Source organism: Acinetobacter sp. NPDC052428 (genome assembly GCF_044547685.1).
In the GTDB taxonomy this organism is placed as follows: domain Bacteria; phylum Pseudomonadota; class Gammaproteobacteria; order Pseudomonadales; family Moraxellaceae; genus Acinetobacter; species Acinetobacter lwoffii_G.
The window spans coordinates 1-23,302 of record NZ_JBIUAT010000025.1 but is presented as its reverse complement, the minus strand read 5'-3'; the positions used below and the strand labels follow the sequence as shown (position 1 = coordinate 23,302).

Genomic DNA, 23,302 nt, shown 5'->3' with positions numbered 1-23,302 from the left:
CTTTTAAAAGCGCCGGCTAAACCGGCGCCGGTATTCCAACGGCGTCAGACCAGCTTTTTTATGAAATAAACGGCGGAATGAACTTGGATCCTGATAGCCAACATTTTGCATAATCACATCCACAGCTTGATCGGTTTCTTCCAGTCGTTTACGTGCGGCTTCAATCCGGATCGCTTGTAGATACTGATTGGGTGGTATGTCTAAGGCTTGTTTAAAACGACGGATCAGAGTGCGAGTGGTGACATTAAAGCGTTCTGCCAACTCATTCACAGTAAAATCTTCATGAAAATGCTGCTCTAGCCAGTTCTGGATTTTCTGCACCAGTTCATCATGGTGCGGCTGGCCAATATTCAGCAATGAATAAGACAACTGGCTATCACGGCGGTAATCAATTACAAAAGATTTGGCCGATTGCATGGCCACCTCAAAGCCATAAAAGCGTTCAATCAGATGTAAGCCTAGGTCGAACCAGGCCAGGCCACCACCCGCGCAGTAGATATTCTGATCCCGGCTAATCATCAGATCGGCATTCAGTTTCACCTTAGGATAACGTGAACGGAACATGTCCTGAAAACCCCAATGCGTTGTTGCAACTCGGTCATCTAAAATACCTGCTTCTGCCAGAAAAAAATTCCCGGTACAGTTTCCTGCAATTAAAGTCGCATCTGCATGTGCAGATTTTAAAAAATGAATCAGTTCTGGATTCTGTTGCAATACATCCTGAATCGGTGCAGCGATAGTCGGTACCACCAGAATATCTGCAGTTTGAATCTCTTGATAAGAAAAATGTGCCTGTAACTGCAGCCCATTGATACACCGAATCAGTTGTCCATCTGGACTGGCGATACTCACTTTAAACAAGCGCTTTACATCCTGCTGCTGGATCCGGTTCCAGCTTACGCCAGCCATGGCAAATAAATCGACCACACCTGTAATGGCCGAAGCCAGAGCCCCATCAAAGCCTAAAATCACCACCTGTTGCATATTTTTCTATTTGTCACTTTTCACCCGATTCATGTCATTATTGACAATCCTCCTCAATAAAAGCAACTGCTAGTCTTGATGCTATCTCAAGGATTGCACACTCAGGATAGTACTGTGACCCAACTAATTAATGATAAAGATCTTGATTTCCAGCTTTATGATGTCTTCAAACTTGAAGCGCTGACTAAACTGCAACGCTATCAGGATCATGATAAAAATACTTTCGACAGCATTCTGGAAACGGCAAAAGGTATCGCGACTGATTATTTTGCGCCGCATAATGCCAAAGCTGATCAGCATGAACCGAACTTTGATGGCAAACAGGTCAAAACCATTGATGAAGTGAAGACAGCCTGGCAACAGTTTGCCGATGCCGGCCTGCTTTGCGCCCAGCATGATTATGCAGATGGTGGTATGCAACTACCCACTTTGGTGAATATGGCCTGCAATGCTTATTTCATGTCGGCCAATCCGGCCACCGTGGCTTATTCTTTTTTAACAGCCGCTGCGGCGAACCTGATACAAGCTTTTGCCTCCCCAGAACAAAAGCAAATATTCTTACCACATATGTTGAGTGGCCGCTTTGCCGGCACCATGGCCATGACCGAGCCGAATGTAGGTTCCTCTTTGGGCGATCTGACCACTAAAGCCATTCCTCAGGCAGATGGAATTTATAAAATTAAAGGCCAGAAAATGTTTATTTCGGGTGGCGATCAGGACATTACTGAAAATATTGTGCATCTGGTCTTGGCGCGGATTCAGGATGCGCCGCAAGGCGTGAAAGGAATTTCCCTGTTTATCGTACCAAAATTCAGAACTCATGAGGATGGTTCACTCGGTGAAGCTAATGATGTACAGCTGGCTGGCTTACTGCACAAAATGGGCTATCGAGGTACCACATCCACAGTTTTAAGCTTTGGAGAAAATGATAATTGCTTAGGCTATTTAATTGGAGAACCCGGACATGGCTTAAAATATATGTTCAAGATGATGAATGAAGCACGTGTGGGTGTCGGTCTGGGCGCAGCCATGATTGGTTATCGAGGCTATCTGGAATCTCTGGATTATGCTAAAAACCGTCCGCAAGGCCGGCCAGTTCATGAAAAAACACCTGACTCGAAACCAGTGAATATCATTGAACATACCGATGTCAAACGTATGCTACTGGCGCAAAAGTCGTATGTAGAAGGTTCGCTGGCACTTTGCTTATTTGCAGCCCGATTAATTGATGAACATCAGGCAGCTCAAGATGAAGATAGTGCAATTCTGCTTGATCTCATCACCCCGGTGGTTAAATCCTTCCCTTCTGCCTATGGTCCGAAAGCCAATGATCTGGCCATTCAGGTCTTGGGCGGCGCGGGTTATACCCGTGAATATCCGGTGGAGCAATGTTATCGTGATAACCGGCTCAATCCGATTCATGAAGGAACTTACGGTATTCAATCTCTGGATCTGCTAGGTCGTAAACTCTGGCAACACAATGGCAAAGGGCTAAATTTACTCATGCAGCGCATCCAAAAGACCTTGTCAGAGATTCATGAACCTAAGATAGTGGAACTGGCAGAGATCTATAAACAGCACCTTGCCACTGTACAAAAAACTACACAGGTTTTAGGTCAGGCCCTACATCAAGGCAAAGTCAGTGAAGCTTTGGCCAATTCAGGACTGTATCTAGATATGATGGGCAAAACCATCCTATCCTGGCTATGGCTGGAAATGGCGAATCAGGCTCAACTCAAGTTTGGGACATCTTCGCAGGCAGAAGATCAGACTTTTCTGGCAGGGAAAATTCAGGCAGCTCAATATTTTATTCGCTGGGAACTCCCTGAAATTGAACATCAGGCCAAATTACTGATGAATCTGGATGATACTTGCCTGAATATGCAAGCCGACTGGTTCTAGACAGAAGTCATTAAAAAATGCGCCTTTATCGGCGCATTTTTATTCTGTAATTCATTAAGCTATAGAGTCTTTTACACCAAATTTTTTAAACAGCTTGGCACGCTTGGAAGGCAAGATATTGGCCTTGCTTAAATCGCCCTGATAATGCTGATATACCCGCTGATCCATGATTTTGTACCATAAAGGTGGAATCAGGGCTGGAATCAACATGGTTGCATAACCGCTGGGTAATTCTGGCGCTTCATCAAAATGCCGCAACGCCTGAAATGGACGGCTTGGAAAGGCATGATGATCAGAATGGCGTTGTAACTGATACAAAAACAGATTGGTCACGATATTGTTGTTATTCCAGCTATGTTCCGGCAAGGTTCGCTCATAACTGCCATCCGCTTTCTGTCCGCGTTTTAGTCCGTAGTGCTCGATATAATTCACAATCTCAAACAGGCTGACGCCATAAAATGCCTGTGTCAGTGTATAAGGAATAATTTTCTTGCCATACGCCTTTAGCATCAAGGCATGATAGCCGGCACTCATGGCCCAACCATGAAACAGTTCATTTTCCTGACTAAAGAATTTCAGTCCCTTACGCTCGAGCCGTCTTTTTTCAATCTGGATTGCAGATTTTAATCCGCCTATGACGGTACGTGGCCAGAAGCGGTAAAAAGACTCTCCCATTTTTGAAGATGCCGGATCTTCAGGCGTGGCTACCCGTTTATGATGTCCATAAGGATGTTCAATCCGAAAATGGTTATAGCCCAAAGGCATCAGGCTGGCATGAGACCAGTAATGGTCTTTTTTCTGCGGACGATGGCTGAGTTCATGTGCGGTATTTACGCCTACACCATTAATCGCACCCATAGAAATTCCAAGCAATACCTGATCCAGCAAAGACACATTTGGGCGGCTTACGACATAGCCGGCAAATGCATTGGCTGCCATTTGCAAGGGAATAAATGCTTTTACAATGCGGTCATAATAAGGATCATTAACCAGTGCCTTGATCTGCTCATCATTTGGATTATTGACATCATCGCCAATCAGGGCATCTAAAGTGGGAATAATCACATGCAGTAATAAAGGCCCGCCCATCGCAAAGACTTTTTTAGTGGCTTTGGGACCAAAATGATAACCGGCCAGAATTCCCATTCCGATCACAGGCAGACCTGGGCTGAGCAACCAGCCAAAACGTTTTTTATCCAGCTTTACACCTTTTTGTGCGTACGCTTCCTGCGTAAACTGCGCTTTCTGGATTTGTGCAGGGGCATTCATTGCGACCTTCCTTTTTTATGTTACTCTGCACTTATAGTTGAATATTTCAGCAGTAGCGAACAGTATTCAACGTCCAGAAAAGCTATGTCAGCGTCCTTGGCACATGCTGCCAAATTCTGGCCTATAATCACAAAGTTAAAAAATTTATAGTCAATTCAATGAAATAAAACAGAAGAATAGAGTTAGGCATGGATGCTTTAAGTAAAATTTTTGATGATATTCATCTGGAAAAATCAGAATACCTTTATCTGAATGTGTTTCATCCGGGCGGCTTTGACTATCAGCATGAACCCTTTATGCTGGCCTATATCCTGTTACAGGGACAGGCGCAATTAAAATTCATGAATGGTGATCGGCTGGAGCTGCAACAAGGTGATCTGGTGCTATTACCCGCAGGTTCCGCTCATCATGTTTCCTGCCCAGACAACGCCGATTTTTCTGAGCACCATGCGATTAATCCTTATTTTCAGAGCAATGCACAGCAATGTGTTGATCTCAATCGGGAAAATTCGGCGGAGCATAGTTTCATACTGGCCATTCGTTCCAGTCTGGATATGCAGATGGCCAAACCTCTTTTAAGTGCATTACCTAAATACCTGCATATTCAGCATATTATGGGTGATACGGCGCCGGAATGGTTACAGGTTGGCTTACAGTTCCTAGCACTGGAAACCCAGCAACTTCGTCCCGGACGTGACAAGATTCTGGATCATCTGGTCAGTATTTTACTGATTGAATGCGTGCGAGATTATATTTTAAACCTGGAAAATGCCTCAAGCTGGCTGAATGCCCTCTCGCATCCGGAATTATCCAATGCACTGGCGGCGATTCATGGCAAACCTGAGCAGTCTTGGACTGTGGAAAGTCTGGCCGAACAATGTCATATGTCACGTTCTAAATTCGCCCAGTTGTTTACCCAGATTGTCGGTGAGCCACCCCTTGCCTATCTACAACAGCACCGCCTGCGTCTGGCAGCGCAATATTTACGAAATAGTGGATTTGGTATCCAACAGATCGCTTATCTGGTTGGTTATTCATCCGAGACGGCGTTTAGTCAAAGTTTTAAAAAACAGTTTGAACAGACGCCGACCCAATACCGGCTGAATTGTCAGAAGAATCAGTCTTTGTTACCCAACTAAAATTACTGGACTAACGCCAACACTGCTGTGACTGGATCTTCGCTATTGCCAGAAAGTAGCTGCTTGTGCATGGTAATGTGCTGCATAACCTGAATCTGCGCTGCTTCAATATCCATCAGTTTTTCAATTTCAGATGCCAGATTTTCAGGGGTAGCATCGGACTGGATCAGTTCCTGAATCACTTTTTTGCCGGCAATAATATTCGGCAATGAAAAATAAGGGATTTTCACCAACAATTTGGCAATTCGATAAGTCAGCCAGTGCAGCTTATAAAAGGTCACCATCGGACGGTGCAGCAACATCGCTTCAAGCGTTGCAGTTCCAGACGCCAATGCAATGATATTGGACGCATTCATGACCTGACGGCCAATTTTAGATTCAGCGCTAGTATTTTCCATCAGGTTAATCTGAGCTTGTAAGCTTTCAGGATAAGTGGCCAATAGACTTTCAATTTGCTGCTTACGTGCATCATTAATCGCCGGAATCAGAAAGGTATAATCCGAATATTTTTGGTGCAGAATATTGGCTGCATCCAGAACCAAAGGCCCTAAACGTTCAATTTCACCACGACGGCTGCCCGGCAATAAGGCAATATATTTCTGACTTGGATCCAAGCCTAATTCTGTCTTAGCTGCCAGAATTGGATTTTCAAGCGGTAACTGGCTGGCCAATGGATGTCCAACAAAAGCTGCTGGCACATCCCATTGCTTGAAAAAGGCTTTTTCAAATGGAAATAAGCACAGTACCAGATCAATACTGGCTTTAATGCCATGCACACGACCTTGACGCCATGCCCAGACCGAAGGACTGACGTATTGCACAGTTTTAATCGGTAACTGTTTTTGTTTAATGGTTTTTGACAAACGCAGGTTAAAATCAGGCGCATCAATCCCGATGAAAATATCGACTGGATCTTTAGTCCAGGTTTCTACCAGACCATCACGAACAGCAAAAAGTTTTTTAATATCTTTTAAAACTTCGACAATGCCCATCACCGATAAAATATCCATCGGATAATAGCTTTTAAAGCCTTCCGCGATCATTTGTGGACCACCAATGCCTTCAAACTCTGCATCAATGCCTTGCTCACGAAAACGGCGAATCAATTTTGCGCCAAGCGTATCTCCAGAGACTTCACCGACCACGATTCCAATTTTAAGTTTTCGATTTAGCAAGTGGGTTTCCTCTCAGATCCGCATGGAAATTTATTGACTCGGGATTCTAACATAATCCTGTGACTATTCCGGAAGAAGCTTAAGTATCTTCTAATTTTAAGAAACTCACCGTTTAGAATGACTTAGTCAATGATAGAGCTTGCATAACAAGAATTAAATCGACATTTACAGCTACATTAAATTAGATAGAAACGGGTTAAATCGGGCAGTTAAAATCAATCATCATATTCGCACTTTATACATAACCCAGCGAATAAACATGAAAGATCACCTAATATTCCTCCCCTAGCTTTATCTTTTTTATGCATAAGTAAATCAATAATCAAGACAACGACTTATATCCAAAAGTCATAAGATATGCTCGTTTTTTGATTTTGGCATATATGCATGTTTAGTTCGATTGAATTTATTTTAGCAGGCGTTCTGGTAGGTTTTTGTGTAGGTGTAACCGGTGTCGGTGGCGGTTCATTGATGACGCCAATTCTTATCAGCTTATTCCGGATTGAACCGCATATCGCAATTGGTACTGATCTTCTTTATGCCGCGATTTCTAAATTCTGTGGCTCGTTTGTACATGCCAAGAAAATGAATATTGTCTGGCCGATTGTGATCTGGCTGGCCGTTGGCAGTATTCCCGCATCTTTTGCAACGCATTGGGTTCTTGATAACTATCTGAGCCAATCGACACATTACAAGGCCGTCCTGACCATAGTGTTGGGCTTTATGCTGACCATTACCGGCTTATCTATTCTGTTCCGCACCCAGATCGAAAATCTTTTCAATAAATACAGAAAACAAGAACTGCCTGACATGACGCAGGATCTGGAAAAAGTAAAACTGCAAGCCAAAGAAAAACGCGTAGCCATTATTATCATGGGCATTATCTTGGGTATATTTGTCACGCTATCTTCAGTGGGTGCCGGCGCATTTGGTATCATGGCACTTGTAGTGATGTTCCCGAATCTGCCAATGATTCGTATCATTGGCTCAGATGTTGTGCATGCAGTGGTACTGACCCTGGTTGCAGGGCTGGGTCATATGTCTTCAGGCAACGTCGATTTCATGCTACTCATGTGGTTATTGGTGGGATCTATTCCAGCGATTATTGTCGGCACTTTACTTAGCTCACGTATGCCGGAAAAACTGATCCGCAAAATTTTAGGTATTACCCTATTTGCGCTGGGCGTGAATTTTATAATTAATCCTGTGAAATCAAAACCGGCTCAACCTGCTGAAACAGCAATGATAATTGTGAGCCAAAATTCCCCGTCCGTTTAATTTAACTATCCGATTCATCACTTTTTTTTCAAAGAAGTATTCATCTTTTTTATAACAAAGTGACGCATCATTCATGTTATATTCGGGCTATTAAACAACCTTTTGTATGATCGAACCAGTGACGGCAATGAATACACAACAGTCAAATCCTATTTCAGCATCAGATATTGATGACGTGAATATCCACAGCATGATTCCTCTTGTAACCCCTGCCGAGCTTAAAGCAGAGTTACCGTTGACTGAAACTGCTTATCAAACCGTACTGCATGGTCGTGAAACGATTCGTAAAATTCTGGATGGTGAAGACAAACGCCTGTTCGTGGTAATTGGCCCTTGTTCTATTCATGATCCAGCGGCGGCGCATGAATATGCTGAACGCTTAAAAGTACTGAGCGAAAAAGTGAAAGACAGCTTATATATCGTGATGCGGGTTTATTTTGAAAAACCACGTACTACCGTAGGCTGGAAAGGTCTGATCAATGACCCGGATATGAATGATTCATTCAATATTGAAAAAGGTCTGCGTATCGGTCGCAAGCTGTTACTTGAACTGAATGAAATGGGCTTGCCATGTGCCACTGAAGCACTTGATCCAAACTCGCCACAGTATTACCAAGACCTGATTTCATGGTCAGCGATTGGTGCACGTACCACAGAAAGCCAGACGCATCGTGAAATGTCTTCAGGCCTTTCTTCTCCGGTTGGCTTTAAAAATGGTACTGACGGCGGGTTAACTGTCGCGACCAATGCGATGCAATCGGTAAGACATGGCCATAGCTTCCTCGGTCTAAATGATCAAGGTCAGGTGGCTGTCATTCGTACTTCAGGTAACCCATATGCGCACGTGGTGTTGCGTGGTGGTAATGGTAAACCGAACTATGATGCAGGCTCGGTTGCAGATGCAGAAGCTGCGCTAGCCAAGGCCAAAGTCAGCACCAAGATCATGATTGATGCCAGCCACGCCAACTCTAACAAAGATCCGTACCTGCAACCACTTGTACTTAAAAACATTTCCGAACAAATTCTTGATGGAAATATGTCAATTGTTGGTATTATGGTAGAAAGTCATCTTAAGGGTGGTCGTCAGGACATTCCAGCGAACCTAAATGATATGGAGTACGGTCAATCCGTTACGGATGGCTGTATCGACTGGGAAACGACTGAAAAAGTTTTACTCGACATGCATGAGGCATTGAAAGACATTTTACCTAATCGTTAAATGATCTGACAAACGCCATCGCCAAGATGGCGTTTGCATTTCTAGAACAAGGAAAATTTATCTGATGAATGATATTGAAACGGCATTAAGCCAGATTGAGAATTTTCAGTTCATACACGAACATCTGTTTAGCTCCGGTCAACCGACCACTGCACAATTAAAGCTGATGAAAGAATACGGTGTATCTACAGTCATCAATGTGGCGCTGACCGATAGCGAACAGTATCTTCCGCATGAAGATAAAATTTGCCTTGAGCTAGGACTAAACTATATTCAGGTTCCGATTTCCTGGGAAACCCCTTCAGACAATCAATGCCTGCTGGTACTAGATCTGATCGATCATCTGGTAAAAGAGCAAATGGTCTGGGTACATTGTTCGCAAAACTACCATGTCAGCTGTCTGATGTACTTATATCGTCAGTACTATATGGATATGGATCTGCCTACTGCACAAGAACACTTGCATCAGATCTGGCAACCGAATGAAACCTGGACCGGTTTAATGCATGCGGTTGCCCTACAGCTACAAGGCCGTAAAGCAACTCAGGAACTGGAACTATCCTTGATTAATCCAAATTATTTTGCCTGATGTTATTTACTGTGGCTCAATAACACGGTTGCCATCGACATAATGCCTTCCTGACGACCGGTAAAACCTAACTGTTCAGTAGTGGTGGCTTTAATACTGATTTGAGTTACATCAATATTTAAGACATCTGCAATACTTTGACGCATGGCCAGATTGTGTTTCGCCAGTTTTGGACGTTCACAAGCCACAGTAATATCAGCATTATTCAGATGATAACCACGATCCAGAATCAGCTGATAGACATGCTTGAGTAGTACCCGGCTATCTGCACCTTTAAACTCAGGATCTGTATCTGGGAAATGCTGGCCAATATCTCCAAGCGCCAAAGCACCCAACAAAGCATCACAGAGTGCATGCAGAACCACATCACCATCCGAATGTGCTTTCAGACCGTGAGTATGCGGAATTTGAATGCCTGCCAGAGTGACAAAATCACCTTCTTCAAATGCATGCACATCCAGACCCTGGCCAATACGAATTTGTGCGATCACCTTATACATCCTTTAGAAATAGCCCATTGAAATCTTGTACACTTGCTTTCTATTTCGCTATAGTTAGATCAAGCGTAACACAGTGAAAGTATAAGCGATCATGCTACTGAAAACTGATATAAATATGTTGAAAATAATTGGCCTGATGCTCGGTCTGGGGATGATATCTACGGGTAGCTCGGCGATCACAATGGACTGTAGCGACGACAGCAAAAAAACGGCTGCCATGAATAAAGTCTGCTCAGCATCGCTGGCTGAATCTCGTGAAAAACTCACAGACCAATACTTTACTGCTTTCCTGATTACTGATGCACCTGTGCGCTTATTGCAAGATACCCAACAATTATGGGCAACCCGTTTACAGCAATGCAAAACACTAGACTGTTTTAAACAGCAGTTTGAATGGCGTTTAGATGATTTAAATGTCTATATTTCGCTGAATCAAAGTTTAACCCAGCATTATATTAAGTTTGAACAGGGGCAAATTGCCAAGCAGCCTGTTCATCTCAAGATTCATCAACTGACCAAAGACCGGATCAAGATTGAAGGTCTTGCCTATCGTAATCCGAATAACCGGACCGAGAAGCAGATCATTCCTTTTTTAGCCTATACCACGCCTGAGACAAAAAACCAGATTTCCGATAACGAAAATGACTGCCGCTATGAGTTTAAGTATAGTAAAGCTATTTTAGCCGTCAGTAGCCAGCAAAAAGGCTGTGAGCGTTTTACTGGGATTTATCGAATATATGATTGATTTAATTTAAAAATATTAAAATTTATTGTTATATAAAATGAGATTTTTGGTGTAAAAAACAGCCCGCAAGCGGGCTATCAATTTAAGCAGGATAGTATTGCGCAATTTCCTGACTAATCATCGCAGCCGTTGCAGCTGATAAAGTCCAGCCCAGATGACCATGTCCGGTATTGTAAAATATCCGTTCATGTTTGCCACGGCGTACTACCGGCATCATATTTGGCATCATTGGGCGTAAACCAGCCCAAGGCACGACATGTTCGGTACACAGGTCAAAATTACGATTGGTCCAGTCAATCAGCGGCTGAATCCGGTCAGCTCGAATATCCCGGTTATATCCATTAAACTCAGCTGTTCCTGCGACACGTAGACGATCCTTACCTAAACGTGACAAGACAATTTTGGCGCTTTCATCCAGTAAACTGACCCAAGGTGCGTTGTTTTGGCTCTGTTCATCATTCAGTTGCACGGTAATGGAATAACCTTTGACTGGATAGACATTGACTCGTTCACCAAGAATCTCAGCCAATTGATAGCTTCCAACACCTGCACAGACCACAATAGCATCTGCATTAATTTCTAGAATATCATCTGGAGAGGAATGGACATTTTCAGTACTGGGTTTGCATTTAACCTGAATATTCTGAGCCTGATGATCAACAGCGAAAACATCCTGACCAAATTCGAATTTCACACCTTTTTGCATACAGGCTTTGGCCAGACCAGTGCTGAATTTATGAATATCCCCGGTGGCATCGCTCTGGCAGTAAAATCCAGCATAATAATCGCCCGTTAATGCGGGCTCGATCTGCTTGATTTCTGAATTGGAAATTGCATTGCGCTCCAGACCGCCACTACACAACAGATCATTGACTTTGATCGCAACATCATAATCCGTCTTGTTATGATAAAAATGTAAAATGCCGCGTTTTTCCAGATCGAAATCAATATTTTCTGTTTGTGCAATTTCAAATAAGCGTGCTCTTGCCAGTAAAGCCAAGCGTACCGTTTCTCGGGTATTGACTTCATAATGTTTAATATTGCTCAGAAATTCCATGAGCCAGCTGTATTTATGCACACTGAAAGAAGGATTGAGCAAAAGTGGTGCGGTTTTCTGTGACATCCATTTGATGCCTTTGAGTACCGTGGCTTTCTGGTTCCATACTTCGGCATTACAGGCAGAAAGCTGGCCGCCATTGGCAAAGGATGTTTCCATTGCCGGATAAAGATGCCGATCAACCACAGTCACTTGATAGCCTGATTGTGCAAGCTCATAAGCTGTGGTTACTCCGGTAATACCGGCCCCAATCACCACGACATGACGCATAGACACCTCCTTGATTATATTGATGTCTTTTCCCATCTGTCATGTGTACCTGAGAGCTTCGGTAGATACATTGCACATCAATGCGGCCACCTTCCCCTTCGGTGAGTGATTCAACACTTCTCTCCAGAGTTTTTATCCATTATCACAGTCCTTTTGCCTGAGAGTTTCCTGGGAACTTGCTCCTTCGGCGAATGCAGAAGCATTTCTCTCCTGCAATAATGTTTTATTATCATGAGCAATTTATATACCATTTTATTCAATAAGACAGTTTTTATTTATGTGAGTTCACGTGAATCAATTTGTAATTACTGTTCCGAATTAAACTGAATTATTGCTGCTGACTGATATTGCCCATCTACCAAATTTTTAGATTTCACTTTTGTTCTATTCAGCGAGATACAACAGATTCTAAACTTTATAAGATTTTAGGATTGATTTGATTTTGGCGCTTAAATAGAATTCAACCTTCGCTTAGGCTATTTTAATAATTCAAAATATGCAATTTTCCTCATCGATTTTAGAATTTTAGATAATCCAAGAAAGCACTAATATTAAGCTTCCTGCCGCGATCACTGTTTGTAAGCTGATGATACTCGCCATTAATTTGCTATCGCCGCCATATACCCGGGTTAAGACATACGAAGCGGAGGCGGTAGGAAGTGCAAAGAACAAGACCAATACCTGAGTAGTTAATGCATCAATCTGGAAAATTTTACACACTAAAAATGCAATCAGCGGCATTCCGAACAGGCGACCAAAGGTCATCAGGCTGAGTGGTAGAACGTCACGCTGAAAACCCTGAAACTGTAAGGCTGCTCCCACACACATCAAACCGAGCGGCAAACTGCACAGTGCAATCTGTTTAAGGAACTGCTCTGCTCCAGTCCAGAGTGACAACCCGGAAAGATTAAATAAACCACCCACAATACAGCCTAGAATTAATGGATTTTTAGACAAATCCAGGATGATTTTTTTCAGCTGCATATCGTGACTACGGGTAAATGCCAGCACTGACAAGATATTCACCACAGGAATACACAGCGCCATAATCACAGCGAAGATGGTCATACCTTGCTGATGAAATAAGGAACTAACAGCAGCAAGGCCAATATAGGTATTAAAGCGCAGTAAACCCTGAACATAGACACCAAAGCGCGCATAAGAAATTCGGTACATCTGGCGCAAAATATACAGTGCAATACTCACTACAGCCATGATGCTAAATACGACCAGCACTACATCCTGAATGACCTCCAGTTGAATCTGGGCAGTGGCCAGATTTAAAAACAGCATCACTGGAAAAAGCACATAATAATTTAACTTTTCTGCACCGCGCCAAAAATCATCACTCAACCATTGCCTACGCTTGAGCAGATAACCAAAGCTGATCAGTCCGATGAGGGGAAATAAAGAAGTTAAAATAATATGCAGCATATGACATCCTGGTCTGTTTTCTGCCTAACCTTAAGTCGATTAGACTGAACAGAAAACTTAGCATATTCAAGAGCTTTCCCACTACTCAATTTAAGTGCTAATAACTTGAAATTTCATCAAGTCAGCCTGTTGATCTCAAGGTCTTATCCAAAATCAGTAAATGTTAAGGCAAAGGTTTGGTTAACTAAGCCTCAATCATCTATTCACTGGCAACTATGTCGTGTAAATATCCCACTATAGTCAGCAATAAGCTGTATTGATCAATACGACTACACTTTAGAATATCTTGAGTCTGCTCCAAGCGAATATTGTTATTTTTCATTGTATAGATATAAAAAAGCCAGACCGAAGTCTGACTTTAATTGGATTCACTTCAGATGAAAAGCGAATTATTTTGGTTCAATCGGTGCAAATGGCACAACGACATCGGCATTTTGGGCACGATGACGCATGAAATGATCCATCAGCACAATCGCTAGCATCGCTTCAGCAATTGGCGTTGCACGTACACCTACGCAAGGATCATGACGGCCTTTAGTCAGTACGTCCGTATCTTCACGCTCAATATTAATGGTTTTACCCGGCGTGGTGATAGATGCCGTCGGCTTCAAGGCAATTGCGACACGAATGTCCTGACCGCTAGAAATACCACCTAGAATACCGCCAGCATGATTGGCCAGGAAGCCTTCTGTGGTGAGTTCATCACGGCTTTCATGACCAAACTGTTCAGCAACGCCAAAACCATCACCGATTTCTACACCTTTAACGGCATTAATCGACATCATGGCATGCGCGATGTCAGCATCCAGACGATCAAAGACTGGCTCGCCCCAACCCACTGGCACTTTAGATGCAATGATCTCGAGTTTAGCGCCACAACTGGTGCCTTGCTCACGCAAAGACGTCACCAGCGCTTCAAAACGTGGTACTGCATCCACATCGCCACAGAAAAACGGATTATTTGGAACTTCATTCCAGTCCAGTTTCTCTGCTTTTTCAGTACCAATTTGAGTCACATGGCCACGAATCTCAATACCAAATTTCTCAAAAAGGAATTTCTTAGCAATTGCACCCGCTGCGACACGCATTGCCGTTTCACGGGCACTTGAACGGCCACCACCGCGGTAATCACGGAAACCATACTTTTGGGTATAGGTATAGTCGGCATGACCCGGACGGAAAGTCTGCGCGATATTGCCGTAGTCTTTCGATTTTTGATCCGTATTACGAATTAACAAACCAATTGAAGTACCAGTCGTTTTACCCTCAAACACACCGGAAATAATTTCTACTTCATCGGGTTCTTTACGCTGGGTTGCAAATTTCGATGTACCCGGCTTACGGCGGTCCAGATCTTTTTGCAAATCAGCTTCAGTCAGCTCAATGCCGGGTGGAACCCCATCGATGATGGCCATCAAGCCAACACCGTGAGATTCACCACAAGTCGTTATACGGAACAGTTGCCCTATACTATTACCTGCCATGTCAAACGACTCCTTATGCTTGAATAGACTGAATGAATAAATCACGGTAGGTACGGCATTGCTCTGCAGTTAATGCAAAGATACCAGTGCCACCTTTCTTGAATTGTAACCAGTAGAAATCAACCGAATTGAAGTTTTGGCGCATTGCCCATTCTGAGTTACCCACTTCGATCACGATCAGGCCATTCTCAGTCAGATAATCTGCAGCTTGAGCCAGCATTTTACGTACTAGATCCAGACCATCCTGACCTGCAGCAAGCGCAAGTTCAGGCTCATGATGGAATTCTTCAGGCAAATCAGCCATATCTTCCGCATCGACATACGGCGGATTAGATACGATTAAATCGTATTGATTTTCGGCTGGAATTTTTTCAAACAAATCCGATTCAAGCAATGCGATCTGATATTGCTTGTCATGATGCTCAGTATTGATTTGCGCAACTTCCAGTGCTTCTTTCGAAATATCGGTGGCATCTACTTCAGCTTCAGGGAATGCATAAGCCAAGGCAATCGCGATACAGCCTGAACCGGTACACATATCTAGAATGCGTTGTGGTGTTTTTGGATTCGGATTTTCCGGCAAGTTATTAACCGCTTCACCCATTTGACCATGTTCACCCAGGCAATACGGGGCGAAACGGTTTTGAATCAGTTCAGCAATCGGTGAACGTGGAATCAGCACGCGTTCATCAACGTAGTAAGGTTTGCCATCAAAGTAAGCCAGGTTCAATAAATATGAAGTCGGTACTTTTTCATTAATACGGCGTTCCAGCAGACTTAAAAATTCGGCTTTTTCACTTGGCAATAATTTAGCATCTAAAATTTCAGCGTCCGCTTTCCATTCTAGTGACAGGGTTTGCAGCACTAGCGCTGAACTTTCAGCAAAATAATCTTCTGTGCCTTGGCCCAAATGTGCATCGTATTGACGTAATGCTGTCACACCAAAACGAATAAAATCACGAATGGTGGTTAAATTTTCAGCGGCTTCCTGCATATGTTCAGGGCTAATAGTCGGTCGATCCACTTAAGGCGTCTCCAAGGTCATTTTTTTAAACGCCTTATGATACCTTGTTTTGCCTGCTTTTATAATGCTAAAAGCATGAAAAACACGAATTCTCTATGCCCACAAAAATTATAAAATTCTTGTTTTTGTGAGCGATTATGATTATAAATTTTGACTTTATTCAGAGATGTTTCTGTTAAATGCCGAGGCTAATACTATGATGATTTATCGGAACCCGGACGCATAAGAGCGGGATTGATAAAGATTGGCCTGATCCATAATCAAAGCCAGCATACATTGACCTTGCTGCTGCTTGGCATATTTTCCTGACATTCTAAAATTACATTGCTGGGCCAGTTTACGCTCCCACAATACATGCTGACTGCGAATGGCGGCGGTCTGGTTCGGATTCAATTTTAAATAAGTTTTATAGTTTTTCTTCAGGCGTTTATTGTGAACTTTCAGCTCTTTTTCCAGGCATTTTTCCGCTTTGGGTGTATTACCATAACTAAAATTCATGCACTGTGTATATTCCTTGGAATACCCAACGGCAGCTTGTGTCTGAACCGCAGTACCCGCAAAAATTGCAACTAAAAACCATGCAAGACGCATAACTTCCCCTTGACCGAAACCGGTACAATCCCAATAAATGTTTAACAATCAATATTGTTTAAATTATCCACTGATATTAACGCAGTCCGGACAAAAATCCTATGCATTTCTCGGACTGAAAGATTAAACAGTTGCACAATTGAAAATTGGCACGTGACCCACATATAATCCGCATTCAATCTTCAAATGAGCCCAGATCTATGAGCTATAAGCACAATAATCTTATGGCGATGCGCCAGAATTACTGGAATGATCAAGCCTCCAGTCAGGTGCAGCAAGAAAAGGTATTTTTGCAGTCGACCTTAATGCAGCATGGCGTATTTACCGATGCGACACTGGAAGATGCCAAATATCTGTTTTTTGGCTTGCCTAGTATTGTGATTGTAAAAGGCTATGCTTTGGGCTTTATGCATGACAGCGTACAGCGCCTGATTCATCAACATATTCAAACAAATAAACAACAGTTACAACAACGATCTGAATTAAAAATCCAATTTCAAATGGCATAATGCCCTGTCTAAACTGATACAAGTTGGTGAATAAATGAAAGCTTGCCTAGCTTTTACTATGAATTCAGCGGCTTAAACTTTTTTAATACGTGCAGAAACGCTACTATCCCTTACAATGATTTATTCTGCTTCATGCTGATGATGAAAGGATCGAGTTTACATGTCAGATCAGAACGATAAGCTTAAACAACTGAAAACCTCCTCTATGGATCGACGCTTATCGATCGCAAAGGCATCCTTGCTGGCAGGCACGCGTTGGGCAGCTTCTAGTGCAAGCTCCATATTCTCAAGCGAAGAAGAAAAAGAAAAGAAACGTAAAAAAGCCATGAAAGAACAGGCCGATTATCTGGTAGCAGAAATTGGCAAGCTGAAAGGGTCTATCGTTAAAATTGGCCAGATGATGGCACTGTACGGTGAGCATTTTCTGCCAGAAGAAGTCACTCAGGCTCTAAATACCCTGAACAATCAGACGGTAGCATTGGCATGGCCAGCCATCAAGACCCAGTTACAGCAACAACTCGGTTCAAAACTCGACGATCTCACCATTGATCATGAACCTTTGGGTACAGCTTCTTTGGCACAGGTACATCGTGCTACCCGAAAATCTGACGGAATGGAACTGGTGTTAAAAATTCAGTATCCGGGTGTTGCAGAAGCGATTGATTCGGATATGAGCCTGTTTAAAAACATGTTGAAATTGACCCGCATCGTGCCACAGACCCGTGAATTCGACCAATGGTTCGATGAAGTCCGTGAAATGATGCATCGTGAAGTAAATTATCAGATTGAAGCAGATACCACACGTCGTTTTGCTGCACGTTTAAAAGATGATCCGCGCTATATCGTCCCAACCATTATTAATGAATATTGCTCTGATCGTGTGCTGTGCATGACCTTCGAACGCGGTGTGCCGATCAACAGCCCGGTGATGTTGTCCCTACCTCAAGAACGCCGCAACCAGTTAGGTGAAGCCTCTCTGGAAATTGCAGTGCGTGAAATCTTCGAATGGGGCGAGATGCAAACCGATCCGAACTTTGGTAACTATCTGGTTCGTCTGGGCAATGGCGCAGATGTGCACGACAAGATCATTTTGCTCGACTTTGGCGCGATCCGCCAGTTTGACCAACATCTGCTCAGTGTTGCGCGTAACCTGATTCAGGCAGGCTATCATCATGACTCGGATATGATGGTCAAGGCGATGACCGGTTATGAGTTTTTTGATTCGATCCCGCAAAGCATCAAACCGGATATGGCTAAGGTCTTCTTATTAGCTACTGAAGCATTTAGCTCACCGCTAAATAATCAAGAATTGCCAGCTGGCATCATGGATGAACATAATCGCTATGACTGGAAAAAAAGCCAGCTGCATAGCCGTGTGATGCAACAGGCGTCGAGATCTATGGCTTCACGTTATTTCAGTGTTCCACCGAAGGAATTTATGTTTATTAGCCGTAAATTTATTGGTGCTTACACCTTTATGACCGTGATTGATGCCAAAACCAATGTGCGTGCCATGATTAAACATCATCTCTCTTAAAATAAAACCTGCATCAAAAAGACCCGGATGATTTTGTCATTCGGGTCAATTTTTATCCAAAATGGATTTTTTGTATTTTTATCTTTCTTTTAATTTTCATTGATTTATTCGTCCCTTTCTTCAATCCCAAAAACCTAAAAATTGTCAATCATTCATGTCAGGGATGACATAGTTTTATCTCTGAGTGCATGTCAGTATTAAAAAAATAACGTGACAACACCTTTAGGATAATCAGAATGAATAATATGGTGAATAAAGCCCAAGGATTTGGCTTGTCCATACTGACCAAAATCGCGGGTAGCGAAGTATTAGATCAATTAAAACTGCGTAAATTTGTAGAAAAATCACTTTATCAAAGTTCAAAAGCAGGATTCAAAACCTTAAGTCAAACCCAGAAAATCCTGAAATCTGGCCAGAAGATTCAAAAACAGCGTCTGCCGCATCAGTCCAAATCCTTATTTGATCTGAATCTGACTGAAGAACAGCAAATGACCTGTAATGCCATGCAGCAATTTGCTAAAGAGGTGCTATATCCATTGGCACATGATGCAGATCAGCATGAATTATTTCCCCATGAACTCTGGCAATACAGCACTGATTTAGGTTTGAATTTCTATGCCCTGCCTGAAGCATTGGGGGGCGTTGCATCGGAACAGAATATAGTTAGCAATATTTTAATCGCTCAACATTTGGCTCAGGGTGATTTCAGTCTGACGGCTGGCTTACTTTCGACTTTTAGTGTCATTAATGCCATTACCCGCTGGGGCTCAGAGCAGATTCAGTCAGAATATCTGGGCGCTTTCGCAGAAAATCCTGAGTTAAAGGCCACCTTTGCAGTGCAGGAAGAAACAGCAGCGTTTAACCCGGAGCAACTTAGAACCAAGGCTGTTGCACATCAGGGACATTATCTGATTCGAGGTCAAAAGACCTTGGTGCTCTTGGGAGAGAGTGCCGATCTATACCTGGTCAGTGCTAATCTAGATGGCAGAGCTGAGGTCTTTGTGGTGCAACGCGACAGTACCGTCACTGCGAAAAAATCGCCGGCTATGGGATTAAAAGCTACTGAAACCGTTACGCTCAAATTTGAAAATACTCCGGCATATCGTCTGGGTGATGAAGATTTTGATTATCGTACATTCGTAGATTTGGGCAATTTAATGTGGTGTGCGATGGCGGTGGGCACCTGTGAAGCAGTCAAAAAATACTGTGTGCAATATGCCAATGAACGTATTGCCTTTGGTGAACCGATTTCTCATCGTCAGAGTGTCGCCTTTATGATTGCCGATATGGCCATTGAAATTGATGCAATGCGAATGCTGATCCTGAATGCCGCGAGTCTGGCTGAATCTGGTCAAACTTTCCATCGTGAAGCCTATTTGGCACGCTTACTCTGTGCAGAAAAATCCATGAAAATAGGCACCGATGGTGTACAGATTTTGGGTGGTCATGGTTTTACCAAAGAGCATCCGGTCGAACGCTGGTATAGAGATCTTAGATCTACTGCCATTCTCCATTCTGGCTTGCATGCCTGATCAAAACATAAAGAAGAATAATGATGAATCTACAAACTCCAAAAAAATTTAAGCTTTTGATTGATCAAGCACATGAAGTTGCCCTCAATGTTTTGCGTCCGATTTCACGTAAATATGATAAGGCTGAACATGCTTATCCGATAGAGCTAGACATGCTCGCTTCAGTCGTGGATGGTATGAACCAAGGTAGCGAAGGCATGAATGCTGGTGCAGCGGTCAATAAACGTGGCGATGCAGACAGCAGCAATAAAAATGGCATCAATATGTCTACCGCCCTGAGTATTATTGAAATGTGTTATGGCGATACTGGCTTATTACTCTCGATGCCACGCCAAGGATTAGGAAATTCAGCCATTGCAGCTGTTGCCAATGATGAGCAATTGCACCGTTTTCATGGAACTTGGGCAGCCATGGCGATTACCGAGCCAGGTTGCGGTTCAGATTCCGCTGCAATTCGTACCACTGCGACTAAAGACGGTGATGACTATATTCTGAATGGTGAGAAGATTTTTGTAACCTCCGGAGATCGTGCTGATGCAGTGGTCGTTTGGGCAACTTTGGATAAAAAACAGGGACGATCGGCAATTAAATCATTTGTGGTGACCAAAGGTACTCCAGGAATGAAGGTTGAACGACTGGAACATAAATTAGGGATTAAATCATCCGATACTGCCACAATTAGCTTTATCAACTGTCGAGTACCTGCAGCAAACTTGCTCGGTCATGCAGAAATCGATGTTGCTAAAGGCTTTGCTGGCGTGATGGAAACCTTTGATAATACTCGCCCGCTGGTTGCAGCCATGGCGATTGGTTGTGCGAAAGCCTCGCTGGAACGCATCAAGGAGATTTTTAAGGATCAGCTGGACTCCACTTATGCCACACCGTATTTACAAAGCTCTAATATCGCAGCACAAATCTATCGTATGGAAGCTGAATGGGAAGCAGCACGCTTACTGATGCTGAAAGCTGCCTGGATGGCCGATAATCGCAAACCCAATTCACGTGAAGCCTCTATTGCCAAAGCCAAGGCCGGTCGGATCGGTAATGAAATCACCTTAAAATGTGTCGAACTGGCAGCAGCCATTGGTTATAACGAAACTGAACTTTTGGAAAAATGGGCGCGTGATTCCAAGATTTTGGATATCTTTGAAGGCACCCAGCAAATTCAGCAACTCATTATTGCCCGTCGGGAGTTGGGAAAATCATCAAGCGAATTAAAATAGTGATTGCTCATCAAATAGTGAATTAAACTTATCTAAATTGAATAAACGATGGCTTTTTTAAGGATTTAAGGTTATAAAAATTCATCGTTTTTTCAAAATAAAATCAGTTCTATATGTACTCTATTCGTCCTATTCAGCCTGAAGATAATGCCCAAATTGCAAGCATTATTCGTCGTGTTTCCCAAGAGTTTGGACTGGCAGCAGAATCTGGTTTCGCAGTAGGCGATTCTATTCTAGATGAGCTATATCAAGTTTATCAACAACCAAAATCAGCTTACTGGGTTATTGTGGATCAACAAAATAAAATTTACGGGGGTGGTGGAATTGCACCCTTAAAAGGCGATGCAAATATTTTAGAAATTCAGAAAATGTATTTTTTACCTGAGATCCGTCAGCAAGGTTTTGCCAAGAAAATTTTAGAATTATCCTTTGAATTTGCACAGGCTCATCAGATTAAGTCAGTCTATCTAGAAACAACTAAAGTGCTTTGGCAAGCGGTGAAACTCTATGAAAAATTAGGTTTTCAGCATCTTGATTATCCTGAAGGCAATACCGGACATAGTGATGCCTGTGAAATCTGGATGCTGAAAACCCTTTCAACTTAGAGGTTTTTTAGTAGATAGATAAAGTTTGTATAGTAATAAAGTGCTTTCATCAGCAGCAAGCTTGACTCTTGCATATAGGCTGCCTAACATCGAAATACGTTTATTCAGGCATGGAATCCACAGTTTGTTTTTTTCTTATTTATTCAATCCAATTAAATCTAAACGTTCACTATTTCATTCTCATTCTTTTAAATTTTCTTCTATTTTATTGAGCACTTTTCTTTTTGCGGGTTGCTCATCCTTGGGCGGAGGCTCGATAGAAAAACGCGCAGCTAAGCTGTCTAAAGGCATTCAAACTGCTTATTCCACCCCATCCAGTACAGCTAATCGTGTTTCACCTTTAATTGTTCAACATGCACAAAATCAGGGTGTAGATCCGCTTCTGGTGGCGGCTGTGATTCGTCAGGAATCTACTTATCGTAGCCAAGCAACTTCGCCAGCAGGTGCGGTAGGCTTGATGCAAGTGATTCCGAGATATTGGCAACAAACTTGTCCAGGTGATTTATACAATGAAAGCAGTAATATCCAATGTGGGACTTATATTCTTTCTAAATATAATCAATCATCCGGTGACTGGCAAAAAGCGCTTGCCTATTATAATGTAGGTCCATCGGGTTATGAAAATAATCGTAAAATGCGTAAACAAGGTAAACGTTATGCAAAACAAGTAAAACAGCATAAAAAAATGTTAAAAGACTCTCTCTAATGACTGAATAAAGAGAATCAATTTAATCATACTTAGGCTATTTTATTTAAGCTTCTGATACTGATAAATGGTAATTATTAGATAGTGCTTGTTGAAATATCTCCTATGAAAGCATATCTATGAAATATTATTTACAGTTGTAATGAACTTGTTTGGCTAAAATGGTGTGCAATAAAAAAACCAGCGATTCGCTGGTTTTTTTATTTGCCAAGATTTGCAAGATCAACTTATAAACTCTTTTAGAGCAAGCCTTAGAAAGATCCCAATAGGTCAAACAAATTGACAGGAATCATCTGCCTCAGAAGAATCTGATCAGCTTTGAGTATAAATACGTTTAAGCACTCAGATCAGTTTGAGAAACTCTAGTAGCTTCCATACCGCTTATCTAAAATCTCACACACAAAAAAAACACCCCCAACCGTTTGGTTGGGGGTGTTTCGAATAATGAGCTGGCGATGACTTACTCTCACATGGGTAACCCCACACTACCATCAGCGCTAAGAGGTTTCACTTCTGAGTTCGGGAAGGGA

21 protein-coding genes, 1 rRNA gene and 1 riboswitch are annotated in these 23,302 nt (G+C 42.6%); of the genes, 12 read left to right on the top strand and 10 right to left on the bottom strand.

Features of this window, described 5'->3' with window-relative positions:
* Nucleotides 1-3: 3 nt before the first annotated feature.
* The gene (locus tag ACIG3F_RS12265) at nt 4-984 is read right to left on the bottom strand and encodes a GlxA family transcriptional regulator (protein ID WP_396470168.1); all 981 of its coding nucleotides are present in this window, start codon (nt 982-984) and stop codon (nt 4-6) included.
* Nucleotides 985-1,062: 78 nt separating this feature from the next.
* On the opposite strand from ACIG3F_RS12265, the gene ACIG3F_RS12260 reads away from it, so the two are divergent.
* Entirely contained in the window at nt 1,063-2,886 is a 1,824-nt protein-coding gene (locus ACIG3F_RS12260) for an acyl-CoA dehydrogenase (RefSeq protein WP_396470174.1), read from the top strand.
* A 54-nt stretch (nt 2,887-2,940) separates the two neighbouring features.
* Here ACIG3F_RS12260 and ACIG3F_RS12255 read toward each other — a convergent pair whose 3' ends face one another.
* Complete coding sequence (locus tag ACIG3F_RS12255) at nt 2,941-4,155, bottom strand: alkane 1-monooxygenase (protein ID WP_396470167.1); 1,215 nt, start codon at nt 4,153-4,155, stop codon at nt 2,941-2,943.
* 188 nt (nt 4,156-4,343) lie between these two features.
* Here ACIG3F_RS12255 and ACIG3F_RS12250 point away from each other — a divergent pair, with 188 nt between their 5' ends.
* A complete protein-coding gene (locus ACIG3F_RS12250) occupies nt 4,344-5,294 on the top strand; it encodes an AraC family transcriptional regulator (protein ID WP_396470166.1) in 951 nt (316 codons plus the stop codon).
* A 2-nt stretch (nt 5,295-5,296) separates the two neighbouring features.
* Here the strand turns inward: ACIG3F_RS12250 and lpxB are convergent, their stop codons facing one another.
* Nucleotides 5,297-6,469: a lipid-A-disaccharide synthase gene (gene lpxB, locus ACIG3F_RS12245; RefSeq protein ID WP_396470165.1), complete on the bottom strand. Its 1,173-nt coding sequence runs from the start codon at nt 6,467-6,469 to the stop codon at nt 5,297-5,299.
* A 387-nt stretch (nt 6,470-6,856) separates the two neighbouring features.
* Here lpxB and ACIG3F_RS12240 point away from each other — a divergent pair, with 387 nt between their 5' ends.
* The 3 genes from ACIG3F_RS12240 to ACIG3F_RS12230 all read left to right on the top strand — a co-directional run bounded on the left by ACIG3F_RS12240 (nt 6,857) and on the right by ACIG3F_RS12230 (nt 9,555).
* The gene (locus ACIG3F_RS12240; RefSeq protein ID WP_396470164.1) at nt 6,857-7,747 is read left to right on the top strand and encodes a sulfite exporter TauE/SafE family protein; all 891 of its coding nucleotides are present in this window, start codon (nt 6,857-6,859) and stop codon (nt 7,745-7,747) included.
* Between the two features lie 127 nt (nt 7,748-7,874).
* Nucleotides 7,875-8,966, top strand: coding sequence for a 3-deoxy-7-phosphoheptulonate synthase (locus tag ACIG3F_RS12235; RefSeq protein ID WP_396470163.1), 1,092 nt, complete (start codon nt 7,875-7,877; stop codon nt 8,964-8,966).
* A 64-nt stretch (nt 8,967-9,030) separates the two neighbouring features.
* Entirely contained in the window at nt 9,031-9,555 is a 525-nt protein-coding gene (locus ACIG3F_RS12230) for a protein tyrosine phosphatase family protein (RefSeq protein ID WP_396470161.1), read from the top strand.
* Between the two features lie 2 nt (nt 9,556-9,557).
* Here the strand turns inward: ACIG3F_RS12230 and ispF are convergent, their stop codons facing one another.
* Nucleotides 9,558-10,046, bottom strand: coding sequence for a 2-C-methyl-D-erythritol 2,4-cyclodiphosphate synthase (gene ispF / locus ACIG3F_RS12225; RefSeq protein ID WP_396470160.1), 489 nt, complete (start codon nt 10,044-10,046; stop codon nt 9,558-9,560).
* A gap of 100 nt (nt 10,047-10,146) precedes the next feature.
* On the opposite strand from ispF, the gene ACIG3F_RS12220 reads away from it, so the two are divergent.
* The gene (locus ACIG3F_RS12220) at nt 10,147-10,800 is read left to right on the top strand and encodes a hypothetical protein (RefSeq protein ID WP_396470159.1); all 654 of its coding nucleotides are present in this window, start codon (nt 10,147-10,149) and stop codon (nt 10,798-10,800) included.
* A gap of 82 nt (nt 10,801-10,882) precedes the next feature.
* On the opposite strand, the gene ACIG3F_RS12215 is transcribed toward ACIG3F_RS12220, so the two are convergent.
* From ACIG3F_RS12215 to ACIG3F_RS12195, 5 genes are all read right to left on the bottom strand, one after another.
* Nucleotides 10,883-12,127, bottom strand: coding sequence for a D-amino acid dehydrogenase (locus ACIG3F_RS12215; RefSeq protein WP_396470158.1), 1,245 nt, complete (start codon nt 12,125-12,127; stop codon nt 10,883-10,885).
* Between the two features lie 135 nt (nt 12,128-12,262).
* A riboswitch (glycine riboswitch) is annotated at nt 12,263-12,350 on the bottom strand.
* A 302-nt stretch (nt 12,351-12,652) separates the two neighbouring features.
* Nucleotides 12,653-13,561: an AEC family transporter gene (locus tag ACIG3F_RS12210; protein ID WP_396470157.1), complete on the bottom strand. Its 909-nt coding sequence runs from the start codon at nt 13,559-13,561 to the stop codon at nt 12,653-12,655.
* Nucleotides 13,562-13,950: 389 nt separating this feature from the next.
* On the bottom strand, nt 13,951-15,045 hold the full coding sequence (gene aroC / locus ACIG3F_RS12205) for a chorismate synthase (protein ID WP_396470156.1): 1,095 nt from the start codon (nt 15,043-15,045) through the stop codon (nt 13,951-13,953).
* A gap of 13 nt (nt 15,046-15,058) precedes the next feature.
* Entirely contained in the window at nt 15,059-16,069 is a 1,011-nt protein-coding gene (prmB, locus tag ACIG3F_RS12200) for a 50S ribosomal protein L3 N(5)-glutamine methyltransferase (protein ID WP_253173643.1), read from the bottom strand.
* 204 nt (nt 16,070-16,273) lie between these two features.
* Nucleotides 16,274-16,660: a lysozyme inhibitor LprI family protein gene (locus tag ACIG3F_RS12195; RefSeq protein WP_253173642.1), complete on the bottom strand. Its 387-nt coding sequence runs from the start codon at nt 16,658-16,660 to the stop codon at nt 16,274-16,276.
* Between the two features lie 200 nt (nt 16,661-16,860).
* Here ACIG3F_RS12195 and ACIG3F_RS12190 point away from each other — a divergent pair, with 200 nt between their 5' ends.
* From ACIG3F_RS12190 to ACIG3F_RS12165, 6 genes are all read left to right on the top strand, one after another.
* Nucleotides 16,861-17,169: a hypothetical protein gene (locus ACIG3F_RS12190; RefSeq protein ID WP_085064442.1), complete on the top strand. Its 309-nt coding sequence runs from the start codon at nt 16,861-16,863 to the stop codon at nt 17,167-17,169.
* Between the two features lie 160 nt (nt 17,170-17,329).
* Nucleotides 17,330-18,706 (top strand): AarF/ABC1/UbiB kinase family protein, encoded by a 1,377-nt coding sequence (locus ACIG3F_RS12185; protein WP_219309264.1) that lies wholly within the window; start codon nt 17,330-17,332, stop codon nt 18,704-18,706.
* A gap of 245 nt (nt 18,707-18,951) precedes the next feature.
* The gene (locus ACIG3F_RS12180; protein WP_219310043.1) at nt 18,952-20,238 is read left to right on the top strand and encodes an acyl-CoA dehydrogenase family protein; all 1,287 of its coding nucleotides are present in this window, start codon (nt 18,952-18,954) and stop codon (nt 20,236-20,238) included.
* A 23-nt stretch (nt 20,239-20,261) separates the two neighbouring features.
* On the top strand, nt 20,262-21,461 hold the full coding sequence (locus tag ACIG3F_RS12175) for an acyl-CoA dehydrogenase family protein (RefSeq protein ID WP_034438101.1): 1,200 nt from the start codon (nt 20,262-20,264) through the stop codon (nt 21,459-21,461).
* 113 nt (nt 21,462-21,574) lie between these two features.
* Nucleotides 21,575-22,066, top strand: coding sequence for a GNAT family N-acetyltransferase (locus tag ACIG3F_RS12170; RefSeq protein ID WP_396470155.1), 492 nt, complete (start codon nt 21,575-21,577; stop codon nt 22,064-22,066).
* Between the two features lie 124 nt (nt 22,067-22,190).
* A complete protein-coding gene (locus ACIG3F_RS12165) occupies nt 22,191-22,772 on the top strand; it encodes a lytic transglycosylase domain-containing protein (protein WP_005266250.1) in 582 nt (193 codons plus the stop codon).
* Between the two features lie 447 nt (nt 22,773-23,219).
* Here the strand turns inward: ACIG3F_RS12165 and rrf are convergent.
* Nucleotides 23,220-23,302, bottom strand: a 5S ribosomal RNA gene (gene rrf, locus ACIG3F_RS12160); the annotation flags it as partial.

What these genes read in the sequence shown, in the direction of transcription:
- ACIG3F_RS12265 (WP_396470168.1), bottom strand. Translation starts at nt 984, where the DNA reads ATGCAACAGGTGGTGATTTTAGGCTTTGATGGGGCTCTGGCTTCGGCC.
- ACIG3F_RS12260 (WP_396470174.1), top strand. Translation starts at nt 1,063, where the DNA reads ATGCTATCTCAAGGATTGCACACTCAGGATAGTACTGTGACCCAACTA.
- ACIG3F_RS12255 (WP_396470167.1), bottom strand. Translation starts at nt 4,155, where the DNA reads ATGAATGCCCCTGCACAAATCCAGAAAGCGCAGTTTACGCAGGAAGCG.
- ACIG3F_RS12250 (WP_396470166.1), top strand. Translation starts at nt 4,344, where the DNA reads ATGGATGCTTTAAGTAAAATTTTTGATGATATTCATCTGGAAAAATCA.
- ACIG3F_RS12240 (WP_396470164.1), top strand. Translation starts at nt 6,857, where the DNA reads ATGTTTAGTTCGATTGAATTTATTTTAGCAGGCGTTCTGGTAGGTTTT.
- ACIG3F_RS12235 (WP_396470163.1), top strand. Translation starts at nt 7,875, where the DNA reads ATGAATACACAACAGTCAAATCCTATTTCAGCATCAGATATTGATGAC.
- ACIG3F_RS12230 (WP_396470161.1), top strand. Translation starts at nt 9,031, where the DNA reads ATGAATGATATTGAAACGGCATTAAGCCAGATTGAGAATTTTCAGTTC.
- ACIG3F_RS12220 (WP_396470159.1), top strand. Translation starts at nt 10,147, where the DNA reads ATGCTACTGAAAACTGATATAAATATGTTGAAAATAATTGGCCTGATG.
- ACIG3F_RS12215 (WP_396470158.1), bottom strand. Translation starts at nt 12,127, where the DNA reads ATGCGTCATGTCGTGGTGATTGGGGCCGGTATTACCGGAGTAACCACA.
- ACIG3F_RS12210 (WP_396470157.1), bottom strand. Translation starts at nt 13,561, where the DNA reads ATGCTGCATATTATTTTAACTTCTTTATTTCCCCTCATCGGACTGATC.
- aroC (WP_396470156.1), bottom strand. Translation starts at nt 15,045, where the DNA reads ATGGCAGGTAATAGTATAGGGCAACTGTTCCGTATAACGACTTGTGGT.
- ACIG3F_RS12195 (WP_253173642.1), bottom strand. Translation starts at nt 16,660, where the DNA reads ATGCGTCTTGCATGGTTTTTAGTTGCAATTTTTGCGGGTACTGCGGTT.
- ACIG3F_RS12190 (WP_085064442.1), top strand. Translation starts at nt 16,861, where the DNA reads ATGAGCTATAAGCACAATAATCTTATGGCGATGCGCCAGAATTACTGG.
- ACIG3F_RS12185 (WP_219309264.1), top strand. Translation starts at nt 17,330, where the DNA reads ATGTCAGATCAGAACGATAAGCTTAAACAACTGAAAACCTCCTCTATG.
- ACIG3F_RS12180 (WP_219310043.1), top strand. Translation starts at nt 18,952, where the DNA reads ATGGTGAATAAAGCCCAAGGATTTGGCTTGTCCATACTGACCAAAATC.
- ACIG3F_RS12175 (WP_034438101.1), top strand. Translation starts at nt 20,262, where the DNA reads ATGAATCTACAAACTCCAAAAAAATTTAAGCTTTTGATTGATCAAGCA.
- ACIG3F_RS12170 (WP_396470155.1), top strand. Translation starts at nt 21,575, where the DNA reads ATGTACTCTATTCGTCCTATTCAGCCTGAAGATAATGCCCAAATTGCA.